The sequence below is a fragment of the Leifsonia sp. Ger2509 genome, from assembly GCF_055231915.1.
On sequence record NZ_JBUYVB010000003.1, the window covers coordinates 2,455,900 to 2,470,512 of the forward strand.

The 14,613-nt window shown below is 67.0% G+C and carries 11 protein-coding genes; 10 read left to right on the plus strand and 1 reads right to left on the minus strand.

All coding sequences use genetic code 11. From position 1 onward, the window contains the following. Window positions 1-34: 34 nt before the first annotated feature. From ACV7NN_RS12180 to ACV7NN_RS12205, 6 genes are all read left to right on the plus strand, one after another. Window positions 35-928 carry a carbohydrate ABC transporter permease gene (locus tag ACV7NN_RS12180; RefSeq protein WP_463349836.1) on the plus strand — a complete coding sequence of 298 codons (894 nt, stop codon included), beginning with the start codon at window positions 35-37 and terminating at the stop codon, window positions 926-928. Next, window positions 928-1,767: a carbohydrate ABC transporter permease gene (locus tag ACV7NN_RS12185; protein WP_463349837.1), complete on the plus strand. Its 840-nt coding sequence runs from the start codon at window positions 928-930 to the stop codon at window positions 1,765-1,767. The genes ACV7NN_RS12180 and ACV7NN_RS12185 overlap by 1 nt, the downstream gene beginning before the upstream one ends. Before the next feature lie 7 nt (window positions 1,768-1,774). After that, a complete protein-coding gene (locus ACV7NN_RS12190) occupies window positions 1,775-3,898 on the plus strand; it encodes a DUF5054 domain-containing protein (RefSeq protein WP_463349838.1) in 2,124 nt (707 codons plus the stop codon). Beyond that, a complete protein-coding gene (locus tag ACV7NN_RS12195) occupies window positions 3,895-5,676 on the plus strand; it encodes a class I mannose-6-phosphate isomerase (protein WP_463349839.1) in 1,782 nt (593 codons plus the stop codon). The genes ACV7NN_RS12190 and ACV7NN_RS12195 overlap by 4 nt, the downstream gene beginning before the upstream one ends. A gap of 81 nt (window positions 5,677-5,757) precedes the next feature. After that, entirely contained in the window at window positions 5,758-8,847 is a 3,090-nt protein-coding gene (locus ACV7NN_RS12200) for a glycoside hydrolase family 38 N-terminal domain-containing protein (RefSeq protein ID WP_463349840.1), read from the plus strand. Window positions 8,848-8,950: 103 nt separating this feature from the next. Continuing rightward, window positions 8,951-9,280: an L-rhamnose mutarotase gene (locus tag ACV7NN_RS12205; protein WP_463349841.1), complete on the plus strand. Its 330-nt coding sequence runs from the start codon at window positions 8,951-8,953 to the stop codon at window positions 9,278-9,280. Window positions 9,281-9,287: 7 nt separating this feature from the next. Here the strand turns inward: ACV7NN_RS12205 and ACV7NN_RS12210 are convergent, their stop codons facing one another. After that, window positions 9,288-10,055, minus strand: coding sequence for a FadR/GntR family transcriptional regulator (locus ACV7NN_RS12210; RefSeq protein ID WP_463349842.1), 768 nt, complete (start codon window positions 10,053-10,055; stop codon window positions 9,288-9,290). A gap of 148 nt (window positions 10,056-10,203) precedes the next feature. Here ACV7NN_RS12210 and ACV7NN_RS12215 point away from each other — a divergent pair, with 148 nt between their 5' ends. From ACV7NN_RS12215 to ACV7NN_RS12230, 4 genes are read left to right on the plus strand one after another with little or no spacing between them, the layout of a single operon-like run. After that, on the plus strand, window positions 10,204-11,574 hold the full coding sequence (locus tag ACV7NN_RS12215; protein ID WP_463349843.1) for an ABC transporter substrate-binding protein: 1,371 nt from the start codon (window positions 10,204-10,206) through the stop codon (window positions 11,572-11,574). A gap of 1 nt (window position 11,575) precedes the next feature. Beyond that, window positions 11,576-12,520: a carbohydrate ABC transporter permease gene (locus tag ACV7NN_RS12220; RefSeq protein ID WP_463349844.1), complete on the plus strand. Its 945-nt coding sequence runs from the start codon at window positions 11,576-11,578 to the stop codon at window positions 12,518-12,520. Next, window positions 12,513-13,415, plus strand: coding sequence for a carbohydrate ABC transporter permease (locus ACV7NN_RS12225; RefSeq protein WP_463349845.1), 903 nt, complete (start codon window positions 12,513-12,515; stop codon window positions 13,413-13,415). Before ACV7NN_RS12220 ends, ACV7NN_RS12225 begins: the two co-directional genes overlap by 8 nt. Window positions 13,416-13,461: 46 nt before the next feature. After that, window positions 13,462-14,613: a mandelate racemase/muconate lactonizing enzyme family protein gene (locus ACV7NN_RS12230; RefSeq protein ID WP_463349846.1), complete on the plus strand. Its 1,152-nt coding sequence runs from the start codon at window positions 13,462-13,464 to the stop codon at window positions 14,611-14,613.

Consider the following 14,613-nt stretch of genomic DNA (forward strand, 5'->3'; position numbering starts at 1 on the left):
CTCCGCATCGGTGATCGAAACCCAAGGAAGCGTTTTGTCTCAGACATCTGCAAAGCCCCGCGCACGGACCATCCGTGCCCGGGTGGGAGACCGGACCAGCGTTGCACTGTTCGCGTTCCTCGCCGTGGGAACCGTCACAGCGATCATCCTCGTTCCGTGGCTGCTGACGTTCATCCGCTCGTTCTTCGGAAACGGCACGGCCGGCTTCGTCGGGCTCCAGAACTATGTGACCCTGTTCACGGATCCGGCCCTCCTGGGATCGATCGTGAACACCCTGATGTGGGTGGTGGGCTCCCTGCTGCTTCCCGTGCTCCTCGGACTTGCGATCGCGGTGATGACGAGCTCGATGCGTCTCGGAGCGGTCGCCCGGATGGCCATCATCATCCCCTATGCGCTGTCCGGAACGGCCGTCGGCATCGCCGGCTACATCATCTTCGAGAGCGGCGGCGCGCTCTCCCAGTTCCTCCACGCGGTCGGCCTCGCCGGCCTCGACCAGCAGTGGCTCCTCGTGTGGCCGTACAACGTGATCAGCGGGATCCTGATCTCGACCTGGCAGAGCACAGGTGTCAACATCGTGCTGTTCATGGTCGGCCTGCAGACCATCCCGCGCGAAACGCTGGAGGCCGCGGCCCTCGACGGCTCAGAGGGATGGCGCCGGTTCCGTTACATCATCTTCCCGCAGCTGCGCGCGGTGACCGCCGTCGTCGTGGGCCTCACGATCACCAACGCCCTTCGCACCTTCGACGTGGTCTACGTCCTCACCGGGGGCGGGCCGGGGCGCACATCCGAGACCCTCGGCCTCTCGATGTTCCGCCAGACGTTCCTGATGTTCGACCAGGGCGTCGGCTCCGCCATCGCCATCTTCCTGACCATCATCGTGATCGTCGCCTCGTGGCTGTACCTCCGTCGTCAACTCGGGAGCGAGTAATGAGCACACACCGTCGTCAGCCTCTGCGACCGGGCCACGTGGTCCGCGGCATCTTCATCTTCGGTCTTTCCCTGCTCTGGCTCGTGCCGACCTACCTCGTGATCGCCAACGCGATGGTTCCGCTCACGTCGTACACCGGCCAGCCGCAATGGTTCCCGAAAGAGTTCGCCCTGTTCGACAACATCGCGCGCGGCTGGACCGCCGGCGACTTCGGCTCGGCGGGGATGAACAGCCTGATCTATGCGTGCGTGAGCACGACGATCGCCGTTCTCGTCTCGACGCTCGCAGCTTTCGCGATGGTCGTGATGCCGGTGAAGCGCCCGAAGATGTGGTTCTGGATCATCTACTCGGGGACACTTCTGCCGCTGCAGGCCATCGCGCTCCCGTTGTACTCAGGCTCGATCGCGTTGAATCTCTACAACACCCAGCTGACGCTGATCATCGTCTACGTCGCCATCTGCATCCCGTTCGGGTTCTTCCTGATCCGCAACTTCATGGGCACGCTGCCTCACGAGCTCGCCCAGGCGGCCAAGCTGGACGGCGCAGGTTGGGGGCGGATGTTCTGGAGCATCTACCTGCCGCTCGTCCGGCCCGCGCTCGCTGCAGCCTTCGTCTTCCAGTTCATCGCGATCTGGAATGAGCTGTTCCTCGGGGTGACGCTGGCCGTAGGCCCGGAGACGCAGCCCGTCATGGCGGTCCTCTCCGGGCTGCAGGCACAAGGGTCCATCGTCGGCCAGCCGGCGACGCTGGCCATGGCGCTCGTCGTATCGGTTCCCACGGTCGCCATCTTCTTCGTCTTCCAGCGGTACTTCCGTACCGGCCTGACCGCGAACCTCTGATCCCGTGATGAAGACGATCCACGTCATCTTCAAGACGCACCTCGACATCGGCTTCACCGGGATGGGCGCGGAGGTGCTCGCGAACTATCGCGACACGTTCATCCCGAAGGCCATTGCGCTGGCCCAGGAGGCGCGTTCGGATCCCCGGGACATCGGCTTCATCTGGACGACGGGTTCGTGGCTCATTCGCCACGCCCTCGACCACGGCACTCCGGAGCAGGCGGCGGCGCTGGATGCGGCGATCCGGCGAGGCGACATCGCCTGGCATGCGCTGCCCGTCTCGACGCACACCGAACTCATGGATGCGGAACTCGTCGACTACGGCATCTCCATCTCCGAGACGCTCGACGCGGAGTACGGCCGTTCCACCAAGGCCGCGAAGATGACCGATGTCCCCGGTCACACCATCGGACTCGTGCCTCTCCTCGCCGGACACGGCATCCGCTACCTGCACATCGGAGTGAACCCGGCCTCCGCGCTGCCCGAGGTGCCGAGCGCTTTCGTCTGGCGTGCGCCGGACGGGTCCTCCGTGCTGGTGAACTACGACGCGAACTACGGTGCGGCGGAGACCGGCCACGCGCTCGAGATCGACGGATGCGACAGTGCGCTGTACATCGCGCACACGAACGACAACCACGGCCCACAGGATGTCGACGCGGTCGTCGAACTCTTCGAGACCCTACGCGCGAACTACCCGGGTGCACAGGTGCGCGCCTCCACCTTCGAGGCGTTCGCGGCAGACGCGGACGCCGTCTTCGATCGCCTACCCGTGGTGACGGACGAGATCGGGGACACCTGGATCCACGGGCCGGCCAGTGACCCATTGCAGGTTGCGCGCTACCGCGAGCTTCTCCGGTTGCAGCACGGCTGGCTGGCGGACGGCCGGCTCGTGCGCGGATCAGTCGAGTACAACGGGTTCAACGATCCGCTCCTGCTGATCGCCGAGCACACGTGGGGGAAGGACCTCAAGTCGTTCCTCCCCGATTTCGCCAACTACCGGCGCGACGACTTCACCGGGGCACGCGCGCGGGACGTCATCGAGCCGCGACTGTTCCCCGACGAAGCCGGATATCTCCGCCAGTGGTCGGACACGCCGCCGGCGGACGGGTTCTCCTACTCCGGCTACGAGGCGTCCTGGGCGGAGCAGCGCAGCTACCTCGAGCGCGCTGTCGCAGCCCTCCCATCAGCGCTCCGGCAGGAGGCGGGCGACGCTCTCGCGCGCTTCGAGTCCGCCCCCGCGGCTCTCCCCCTGGAGACCGCGGATCCGGGCGGGACGCACCTGCTGGGACGGTTCGCGACGCGATTCGGCGCCGACGGTGCCATCGTCTCGCTGGTCGATCCCTCCGGTCGCGACTGGGCCGGCCGCGAGCATCCGATCGGCGCCTTCTGGCACGAGACCTTCGGTGCGAGCGACTACGTGGGGTGGCTGGAGAGCTACTGCCGCGACCTCGACGTCAACCTGCCGTGGGCTGCGCCCGACTTCGGCAAACCGGGGTTCGAGCGCACGGAGCCCATTCCGTCCCGGAAGCGCCGGTCGCCGCGGGTGGCAGGGTTCAGTCTCGGTAGCGACGCCGGGGCCGGTGTCGACATCGCGGAGTTCCGTCTCACGCTGCCCCCCGACGCCACGGCGGAGTACGGTGCGCCCTCCACGATCGTCCTGCGTTACCGGTTCGACCGGGACGATCCGCGGATCGAGCTGCAACTGACCCTGCACGGCAGGACCGCTGCGCGGCTTCCGGAGGCGACGTGGCTGACCGTCAACCCGATCGTCGCCGACGCCTCCAGCTGGCGGATGTCCAAGCTCGGCACAGAGCTCAGCCCGCGGAACGTCGTGCGCAACGGCAACCGCAACCTGCACGCCGTCGGGGTGCTGAGCCACCACGACGAGTCGGCGACCGTCACGATCGAACCGGTCGATTCGCCGGTGGTCGCGATGGGCGACCCGCGCATCCTCGAGTTCGACAACCGTCACCCGGACCTCGCCGGCGGGTTCCACGTGAACCTCCACAACAACGTGTGGGGCACCAACTTCCGGATGTGGTTCGACGACGACATGACCTACCGCGTGAGGCTGACGCTCGACCACGGGCAGCACGCAGCAAGCCCTGCAGCAACCAAGGACAGCGCATGACGTTCTCCGCCTATGACAAGCAGCCGACCATCCCCCTGCCGGACGGCGCGGCCGTCCTCGAGGAGACGGATGCGTGGCTCGAACTCGGTCGCACCGCGCGTGCCCTGGGCGGTACGCCGGTGGTGAAGATCGACTGCTACCCGGGTGTCGATGTGCGGGCGCTGGTGAGCGAGATCCGGGAGGCGCTGCCGATCTTCCGGGTCGTCGACATGGAGACCGCGGCGAAGTCCACCGAGGACCTCGATGCCCTGATAGCGCGCAATCTCACCGATGATCGGGTGTTCGGGGTGATGAGCCACTTCGGGCTCGACGAGTTCTATCGCGAGGGTGCGCTCGAAGCGATCGGTGCGGTGGTGTCGTCGTCGAACATCCCGACGATTCTCGTCGGGTGGGGCGCATCCCTGGTGCCGACGGGCGAGGCCGTGCTGGTCCTCGCCGATCTCGCGCGGTGGGAGATCCAGCGGCGGCTGCGGGCGGGCGCACCGAACTGGCACGCGGCCAACGACGGCGAGGATGTGCTCCGCAAATACAAGCGCGGCTTCTTCGTCGAATGGCGCACCGCCGACCGGCACAAACGCAGCATCTTCGACGGGGTCGACTACGTGCTCGACACGAACCGGGGGACCACGAAGGCGACGATGATCACGGGCGCCGCGTTCCGGGGAGCCCTGGAGAGTGCGGTCACCGCCCCGTTCCGGGTGGTCCCGTTCTTCGATCCCGGCGTGTGGGGCGGGCAGTGGATGAAGGACCGCCTCGATCTGGACCGCTCGGCGACGAACTACGCCTGGTGTTTCGACTGCGTGCCCGAGGAGAACTCGCTGCTGCTCGAGGCCGACGGGCGCGTCGTCGAAATCCCGGCCATGGACCTCGTGCTGATGCAGCCGCGCGGCCTGCTCGGCGAGAAGACGTTCGCGCGTTTCGGAGCCGAGTTCCCCATCCGGTTCGACTTCCTCGACACCATGGGCGGCGGCAACCTGTCGCTGCAGGTGCACCCGCTCACCGACTACATCCAGAACACCTTCGGGATGCACTACACCCAGGACGAGTCTTATTACCTGCTCGACGCGGGACCCGAGGCCGCCGTCTACCTTGGCATGAAAACGGGGATCGACCCGGGCGAGATGGTGGACGCCCTCTCGGCCGCGAGCGACCCGGCGTCCCCGTTCGACGCCGACCGGTTCATCAACCGGATCCCGGCGAAGAAGCACGACCACTTCTCGATCCCGGCCGGAACTGTGCACGCGTCGGGCGCCGAGTCGATGGTGCTCGAGATCTCGGCGACACCGTTCATCTTCACCTTCAAGCTGTGGGACTGGGGGCGCGTGGGGCTCGACGGGATCCCGCGCCCGGTGCATCTCGAGCACGGCGCCAAGAACATCCAGTGGAACCGCGATGAGCAGTGGGTCCAGACCAATCTGCTCGGCCAGGTCCAGGTCCTCACCGAGCGGGAGGGTCTGCGTGAGGAGCGCACCGGCCTCCATTCGCTCGAGTTCATCGAGGTGCGGAGGCACTGGTTCACAGACGAGGCCGCGCACGACACGAACGGCACGGTGAACGTGCTGAACCTGGTCGAAGGCGACGCGGTCGACGTCGTCAGCGTCACCGGCGCCTTCGAGCCGTTCCGCATCCACTACGCCGAGACGTTCATCGTGCCGGCGGCGGTCGGGCCGTATGTCGTTCGCCGCGCATCCGGTTCGACGAGCGAGCGCTTCGCAACCGTGAAGGCATACGTGAGGGGGACGCTCGCCTCCGACGCTCCGGCTCCATCCGACGACTGACCTTCGACTTTTCCCGATCCATCCCGGCGCTTCCGACGCGTCGGAAGAACAACCCAACGAATCCACTGAGGAGACGAATTCATGGCAGACCAGCCGTCCCTGCGTCGAACTTTCCCGTTCGACCACGACCGCGCGATCAACGGCATGCGGGACCTCGCATTCCGCACCTTCGAGGTCGACGGCACCCGGATCGAGATCGCGACGGAACCGCTTCTGCGTCGCTCCGGTTCTGGCCTCGAACAGCCCATCCGCATCCGCTCGGCTGTACCGCTCACACGGACAGTGATAACCCTGCCCGACGGAAGCCGGCACGAGCTGACGGCGGAGGACGCTGCCGGCGACGAACGGTTCTTCCTCCCCGCGCAGGACGAGACGGTCGTGGTGCGGGCGACGTTCCCCACGCTCGGCGGCGACGGTATCGCGTTCGAGCTGCGGTCCGTGCGGCCGTGGTCCGTCTCGCTCGTGCACCACTCCCACTTCGACATCGGCTACACGGACCTGCAGGGGCGGGTGATCACCGAGCAGCTCGCCTACCTCGACGACGCCCTTCGACTCGCCGAGGCCGACACGGACGACGGTCCGAGTGCGTTCCGGTGGAGCGTCGAATCCATCTGGGTGCTGCGGGAATGGATCGATCGCAGAAGCCCGGCGACCGTCGACCGGTTCATGGCACAGGTACGCAGCGGCAGGATCGAGATCGCCGCCCTGCCGTTCAACATGCACACCGAGACCTGCTCGACGGAAGAGCTCCACGGCCTCCTGCGGTACGCCTGCGAGATCGGGCAGAAATACAACCTCACCTTCCCGCTCGCCTACCAGACGGATGTGCCCGGCTGCGTCGCAGGGACCGTCGACGCGCTGAGCGACGCCGGCGTCAAGTACCTCTCCGTGGCGCACAACTGGGCTGGGCGGTCCGTGCCGTACCTCGGAGACGGCGCCAACCTGCCCCGGCTGTTCCGGTGGGCGTCGCCCGCGGGAAACAGCGTGCTCGTGTGGATGACGACAACGGCGCAGGGCATGGCCTACCAGGAGGCCGCGAACCTCGGATTCGCCGACTCGATCGACCACGTCGAGGACCTGCTGCCGCTCTTCCTCATGAACGAGCAAGCGCTCCCGTACCCGTACGACGAGAACGTGTTCGGGTTCGCGCTCGGGGACCGATCGCTTGACCGCGACCCTTATCCGTGGAATGAGCTCCACCTCCGCGTGATGGGCCGCGTCGGCGACAACTGCCCGCCCAACCGCCGCCTGTTCGAGATCGTCGAGGCCTGGAACGAGCGCTGGGAGTACCCGAAGCTCAGCGTCACCCGTTCCCAGGACTTCTTCGAACAGATGGAGCAAGCCCACGCCGACGAGATCCAGACCTTCACCGGTGACTGGAACAATTGGTGGGCGGACGGCGTCGGCTCGGCGGCCCGCCACCTGCAGATGAACCGTGGCGCCCAGGCTGCGCTGTCACAGGCTGCTTCGGTCGACGCCATGCTCGGCGACGACAGCGTGCCCGGGTTCGCCGGGCGGATGGACGCTGCATGGGAGAGCGTCGAGCTGTTCGACGAGCACACGTGGGGTGCTGCGAACCCGTGGACGCACGGCGATATCGCGTTCTCAAGCGGAACGGACCAGTGGCACTGGAAAGCCGAGAAGGCCATCCGCGCCGAGCAGGAGTCGTGGCTGCTCACCCAGGAGGTGCTGCGCGCGTTCGCCGAGCGCAACGGCGGGGCCGGTGCGGCATCCGTGTGGGTCGTGAACACCGCGGGCCACGCGCGCGGGGGCGTCGTGACTGCGTTCCTCCCGGAGAGTCTCGTGCACTCCACGGCGTCGATACGACTGGTCGACTCCGAGACGGGCGCAGAACTCCCGTTCGCCGAGCGCAACCAGACCAACCCGGTGCACCGGGACGCGGGACGGTTCCTCGATATCCGCGTCGAATCCGTTCCGGCGTTCGGGTCCCGTCGGGTCGACGTGGTGATCGAGGATGCGAGGGGCCGGACCGCGACGCCCGAAGGAACGATCGCCTTCGCCCGGTCCGCCGACCCGGTCTGGCACCTCGACAATGGAGTCCTCCGCGTGGCGGTCGATCCGCGCACCGGTGCGATCACCTCCATCCGCGACCACGCGACGGGCGCCGAACTCGTGAACGGCGGATCGGCGTTCGGGTTCAACGCATACGTGCACGACCGGCTCGCGCCGCGGGGCGAGTTCAACCACCTGTCCGGGTTCGTCGCCGACAGTGGGCCCGACCTCGTCCTGCTCGCCGACCGGGCGACCCCGACGCACGTCGCCTTCGAGGACGCCGGCGACGACGCGCTCGGCTCGTGGATCCGCTACCGCACGTTCGGGGTGGGCGTCGACTCGGTCGCGACCACCCTCCGCCTCGACGCCGGCGCGGACTTCGTGGACATCACGAACCGGGTCGCCAAGTCGTACACGGCCGACAAGGAGTCCGGCTTCTTCGCCTTCCCGTTCGCGGTCGAGCAGCCGACGGTGCGGTTCGAGGTCTCCGGCTCGGTCGCCGGAACGGACATCCCCGCCGTGCCTGGCGGCGCGGACTACATGCACGCGGTGCGGGACTGGGTGCTGCTGCACTCCGGCGACCGGGCGGCGACGCTCGTCACTCAGGATGCTCCGCTCATCCAGGTCGGCGATATCGCGCTGCCGTTCGCGCCGTTCCCCGGCACCTTGAAGACGCCGGAAGCCGGCACGGTCTTCTCGTGGATCCACAACAACATCTGGGACACGAACTTCCCGTCCGGCCAGGCCTTCGATACGGTGTTCCGCTACCGCGTGCGCGGGTTCGCGGCGTCGGATGCGGAGACGGCCGGTGTGGACAGCGCCGACCTCGCGCGCGACCTGGTCCGGCCCCTCCTCGGTGTTGCGGCGGATGCGTTGGGCGAAGCCGCCGTAGACGCGTCGCTGCTCGAGGTGGATGACCGGCGCATCCGATTGCTCGGCGTCACGCGCACCTCGCGCGGCACGCTCCTGGTCAGGCTGCAGTCGCTCGCCGAGACGGAGGTCGCTGCCGGGGTCACCGCGGGGGTGCCGGTCGCCGAAGCGTGGCGGGCCAGCATGGTCGGTGCGCGCCGCGCGGCCACGAATGTCGTGGGCGGGCGCGGGGTGTCCGTTCGGATTCCGCGGTTCGGGACCGCGGCAGTCGAGCTGAGGCTCGGCTGATCCGGTGCGGGGCGCGCCGGCCGAAGTCGGTGCGTCCCGCCCACACGGACGTACCGTCCGGTAACGTTACCGATCATTCACCGCGACTTTCCAAGGGGAGCCCATGGCACACGACACGTTCGAGTTCTCGACCCACCTCCGTCCCGGAATGGGCGAGGCGTACGAGCAGTTCCACCGCGCCATCCCCGCCGACGTCGCGGGAGCCCTGACCGCCGCCGGCGTCCTCGAATGGCGCATCTACCGCAACCAGACGACGCTCACGCACGAAGTCGTCGCCGAGGACCAGCGGCGGATGCACGAGATCCTCGACGCTGACCCGGTCAACGAGCGCTGGCAGCGGCAGGTCGCGCCGTACCTCGCCGCGGAACCTGCGCCCGAGCCTCCCGCGGGCCGCGGCGTCCTCATCTGGGATTTCTCCTGGCCGACCCGCTGACGCGGCGTCAGACCGGCCGGTGCCGCGCGCTCGGCGGCCTGCGTCGCACCCACGCGTCCAGGATGTGCGATCGCATCGCCGCCTCGGCCGCGTCCGGATCCCCCGCCTCGATCGCCTCGAACACGCGCACGTGCTCGTCCATCGTGGTCTCGAGCGGGCTCTTCAGGCTGTAGCGGGCGCTCACCCTGGCCTGGTGGAAGAGGGTGCGCACGATGTTGTCCGCGAGACGGTTGTCGGTCATCCGTCCGACGACGGAGTGGAAGAGGACGTCCGCCTCGCCGAATTCGTGTTCGTCGACGATCGTTTCGCGCATCAGCTGCAGTGCGTCCCTCAGCTCCGCGAGCTGTTCGTCGGTGCGTACCCGCGCTGCTTCGTGCGCGATCAGTCCCTCGAGGGTGGCGCGCACGGCACTCAGATCGTCGAGGACTCCGAGGGTGGCGTCGTTGGCGACCATGGCGGACAGCACGGTGGCGTCGAGCATGTTCCACGAGTCGGGCGGCTGCACGATCGTGCCGCGGCCCTGGGCGACGGTGACGAGGCCCTTCTCGTCGAGGCGTTTGACGGATTCGCGGATCACCGTGCGGCTGACGGCGAACTGCTCGCAGAGCACGGCCTCCGGCGGCAGTGAGAACCCGGGAGCGATGTCTCCGCGCACGATGGCGTCGACGAGTTCGGAGACGACGGTGACCCCGAGTCGCGGAGTCCGTTCCCGCGTGGCGATCGACGGCACGAATGCCGCTGCATTGCCGGATGCCGGTGGTGACGCTGGGGACATGCGCACAGCCTATCTAGGAATGAGGTCATACCTATCGGAGGAAATTACGATGAAACTACTTGATCATAGGTGAGACGTATGATGTAATCGCTTTTGACCCCGCGTGGGTGCATTGTCGTCATAGACGCCGACCAGAACAGGATTCGATATGTCACAGCAATCGTCCTCACGAGCCAACCTGAAGAGGCTTCTCTCCGTCGCGGCCATCACCGCCACGGGCCTCCTCGTGCTCAGCGGATGCAGCCCCAGCTCGAGCACCTCCAGCGACAGCAAGTACGGGTTCACCGAAGCCACCCAGGTGAAGAACAGCGAGATCACGGTCTGGGTGGACGCCTCGCGGGAGCCGGCCGTCACCGCCTTCGAGAAGGCCTACCCGAACGTCAAGATCAAGTACGAGACCTACGACGGCTCGGCCGGCGGAAGCGGCTCGTTCCAGAGCAAGATCCAGCTGATGGACCAGGCTGGTGAGGGCTGGCCCGACGTCGTCTTCTCCACCCAGCAGAACGATGCGATCTGGGCCTCGAAGAAGACCACGAGCGGTGACCAGGGCTTCGCCGCCCCGCTCAACAAGGGTCTGTTCGACCAGAAGTTCCTCGACGGGTTCGCGAAGGGCTCCCTCGACTACGCCACGATCGGCGGCACCACGTACGCGCTGCGTAACGACCTCGCCCAGACCGTGTTCTTCTACAACAAGCCCCTCCTCGACAAGTTCGGCTACAAGGTTCCGACCACGTGGGAGGAATACGGCGCCCTCGGCGACAAGCTCGCAGCGGAGCACCCCGGATACATCCTCGGCAGCATGGGCGACTCGTTCATGACCTACATCTACTACGGCGGATCCCAGTCCCCGGTCTTCCAGTCGCCGAAGCCGAACGAGTTCCACTCCGACACCACGGACAAGAACGCGCAGAACGTCTCGAAGATCATCGACCGGATGCTCGCGAACGGCACGCTCGTGAAGGACAGCTTCTTCTCCGCCGACTTCGCAGCGAAGTACGCGAACAAGCTGGTCGGCGTGCCTGGACCGGTCTGGTACACCGGCGCGATCTTCCAGGGCGGCCTCAAGATGCCGGCCGGCCAGCTGGGCGTCGCCCCCGCACTCAAGTGGGAGGGCGGTGACGTCGCTGCTGGCAACGTCGGCGGTGGTGAATGGTACGCATCGAGCCACTCCAAGAACCTCGACGCCGTCAAGAAGTTCCTCACCTTCGTCACGAGTGCCGACCAGTTCCAGGTGGATGCGTCCAGCGGCTACCCCGCGTACACCTCCGCCGCCTCGAAGTGGCTGGACAAGCAGGCGAAGGACAACTACTTCGTGAACAGCGACTTCAAGCAGGTCATGACGGATGCGGCGACCCAGGTCTGGAAGGGCTGGAATGTGACCAGCTGGAGCCCGGAGACGGCGTGGGCGAAGATCGTGATCCCCGGGATCTCCTCGGGCAAGACCGTCGAGTCGCTGCTTCCGGCCTGGCAGAAGGAGCTGGAGAACGAAGCGACCGTCAACGGATACACGGTGAAGTAGCGTGACCGTCACAGCTCCACCCGCCTCGGCCGGTGTCGTCCCCTCGGGGCGGCGCCGGCCGGTGGCCCGCCGGCCGCACCGGGCGAACGCCGGCCAGGCGCGATTCGGCTTCGTCTTCATCAGCGGTTACACGATCCTGCTCCTCGCCTTCGGGCTCCTGCCGACGCTGTACGCGATCTATCTCGCGTTCACGCGCAACGGCTCGTTCGCCGGCGTCGACAACTTCGTGCGCGTCTTCAACGACTACCGGTTCCTCCCGGCCGTGGAGCATGTCGCGGTCTACGTGGTGCTCTGGCTGATCAGCCTCATCATCTTCGTCGTGCTCCTGGCCCTCATCGTGCACGCCATCCGGGTGCGCTGGCTCGGGAACACGGCCCGGTTCCTCTTCTACATCCCCGGCGCGATCGCGGGCGCATCGAGCGTGCTGCTGTGGCTGTTCCTGCTCGACCCGACGGTGAGTCCGGCCGCCCCGCTTCTGAAGGCGATGGGCTACCAGTCGCTCGTCAACGTGGTGGGTGTCGGCAACCTCCCGGTCGTCTTCACCGTGATCGCGTTCTGGGCCGGAGCCGGCGGGTGGATCGTGATCATGTACGGCGCGCTCAATAACATCAGCAGCGATGTGATGGAGGCCGCCCGCATCGACGGTGCAGGAGCCATCAAGACGGCCTGGTACATCCAGCTCCCGATGCTCACCAAGTGGATCAGCTACATGGGCATCATGTCGCTGGCGGCCGGGACCCAGCTCTTCGTCGAACCGAAGATCCTCTCGCAGGCGACGAAGAACGTCGTTCCCGAGGACTACTCGCTGAACCAGCTCTCGTACCTCTACGCGTTCCGGCAGAACGACTTCTCCGGCTCCGCCGCGATCTCGCTGGTGCTCCTCGTGGTGGCGCTCGGCCTGTCCACCATCTTCATCTTCCGCGGAAGGCTCTTCGACCGTGACTGACCTCGCTACGCGCCGCAGGCGCACCCTGACCCCCGGGCAGTGGATCGGTCGCGCCCTCGTCGCCGTCGTGCTCATCGTCTTCGCCGTGTTCTTCGTGCTGCCGATCGTCTGGCTGCTGCTGGCGCCGACGAAGACGAACGACCAGCTCCTGCTGGACAACCCGCTCAGTTTCGGGTCGTTCCAGCAGTTCGCCGCCAACTGGCACGAACTGTTCAACTTCGGCAGCGGCATCTTCACGACGTGGCTCGGCAATTCCGCCTTCTACTCGTTCGCCGCGCTGGTGCTGACCCTCGTGGTGAGCATCCCTGCCGGCTATGCGCTGGCCCTCATCGATTTCAAGGGGCGCAGGCTCCTGCTCGTGACCACGCTGATCGTGATGCTCATCCCGAACACCGCACTGGTCCTTCCGATCTTCCTCGAGCTGAGCGCGTTCCGCCTGATCGGGAGCCCGCTCGCGGTCATCCTGCCGTTCTCGTTCTTCCCGTTCGGCGTGTACCTGACCTACATCTACTTCTCGACGGCGGTGTCACGTGACCTGCTCAATGCGGCGCGGATCGACGGCGCGGGCGAGCTGCGCGTGTTCGCCCAGGTGGCGATGCCGCTCGCGACACCGGTCATAGCGCTCGTCGGATTCTTCAACTTCGTCGGCAACTGGAACAACTTCTTCCTTCCGTTCCTCGTCGTCGGCGGCCAGAAGATCCCGGTGCAGGTCGGGTTGTCGAACCTGCTCGCGAACGTGCCGGCCTTCAACCCGACGACGGCGACGAGCATCGTCATCCAGCTGCCGACCCTGGCGCTCGCGACCCTCCTGTCGGTGGCGCCGATCCTGCTGATCTTCCTGTTCGCACAGCGCTTCCTCGTCGAGGGCATGACCGCCGGCGGCACGAAGGAATGAGTGGGGGAACCATGAACGCCAATACTTCTGGGGAGATGAGGACCAGGTGAAGGTCACCGGATACCGCACTCTGACGGCCCGCCACCAATGGAACAGGGCGGTCGGTGACATCAACGGCCACATCGTGGATGCGATCACCGACGTGCCGATCCTGCTGCTGGAGACCGACGCGGGGATCACCGGCGTCGGGATGGGCTCGCACGCGGACATCGCACGGCTCTTCCCCGCGATCGACGGTGAGGACCCCCGCTCGGTCTCCGCACTGTTCGACCGGATGCTCGCCCAGGTCTTCAAATCGGGTCACGCCGGTGCGACCTATGGTGGCATCGCGACGATCGACGCAGCCCTCTGGGACATCAAGGCGAAGGCGGCGGGGGAGCCGCTGTGGCGCCTGCTCGGCGGCCGTGACAAGTTCATCCCCGCCTATGCGTCGGGGCTCGACATCGCCCTCGACGACGACCAGCTCGCCGCCTTCTACACGGATTTCGCCGATCGCGGCTACGTCGCCGGCAAGCTCAAGGGCGGGTTCGACCCGGATGCGGACCTGCGGCGGCTGCGGATCATCGACGAGGTCTTCCGCGCGAACACCTCGCGGCCGGGGCTCATGCTCGACGCGAACGAGTCGTGGCAGGTCAAGCAGGCCGTGCGCTACATCGGGACGCTGGAGGAGGAGCTCGACCTGCTCTGGGTCGAGGAGCCGCTGCGCCGCTGGGACGCCGTCGGGCACGCACGGCTGAGCAACGCTGTGCGCGCAGCGGTCGCCACGGGTGAGAACCTGACCGGCATCGACCAGTTCCGGCCGCTCTTCGATGCCGGCGCTCCGGACATCGTGCAGGCAGGTTCGGTCTGGGGGGTCACGCACATCCTTCGGCTGGCGACGGTCGCCGCATCCCGCGACCTTCCCGTCAGCGTCGTCGGCTACAACGCGAACCCGGCCGTGGCGAGCGCGATGGCCGCAGTGCCGAACCACCTCACGACGGAGGTCCAGGGCCTGGAATTCGCGCCGGGGGTCTCCGTCGACCACGAGTTCGTCGACGGCGGCATCGTGCTGGGGGACCGCCCCGGCGGCGGCATCGACGTCGACGTCACGGCGATCGAGGAGCTCGAGACGACGGCCGACTGGTCGAACCCGGCCGGGCCCCACGTGCGCCCGGAACGAGCGGGGCTGCGCCTGGTCCTGGATGGGGTGGAGCGCTGA

What these genes read in the sequence shown, in the direction of transcription:
- ACV7NN_RS12185 (WP_463349837.1), top strand. Translation starts at nt 928, where the DNA reads ATGAGCACACACCGTCGTCAGCCTCTGCGACCGGGCCACGTGGTCCGC.
- ACV7NN_RS12190 (WP_463349838.1), top strand. Translation starts at nt 1,775, where the DNA reads ATGAAGACGATCCACGTCATCTTCAAGACGCACCTCGACATCGGCTTC.
- ACV7NN_RS12195 (WP_463349839.1), top strand. Translation starts at nt 3,895, where the DNA reads ATGACGTTCTCCGCCTATGACAAGCAGCCGACCATCCCCCTGCCGGAC.
- ACV7NN_RS12200 (WP_463349840.1), top strand. Translation starts at nt 5,758, where the DNA reads ATGGCAGACCAGCCGTCCCTGCGTCGAACTTTCCCGTTCGACCACGAC.
- ACV7NN_RS12205 (WP_463349841.1), top strand. Translation starts at nt 8,951, where the DNA reads ATGGCACACGACACGTTCGAGTTCTCGACCCACCTCCGTCCCGGAATG.
- ACV7NN_RS12210 (WP_463349842.1), bottom strand. Translation starts at nt 10,055, where the DNA reads ATGTCCCCAGCGTCACCACCGGCATCCGGCAATGCAGCGGCATTCGTG.
- ACV7NN_RS12215 (WP_463349843.1), top strand. Translation starts at nt 10,204, where the DNA reads ATGTCACAGCAATCGTCCTCACGAGCCAACCTGAAGAGGCTTCTCTCC.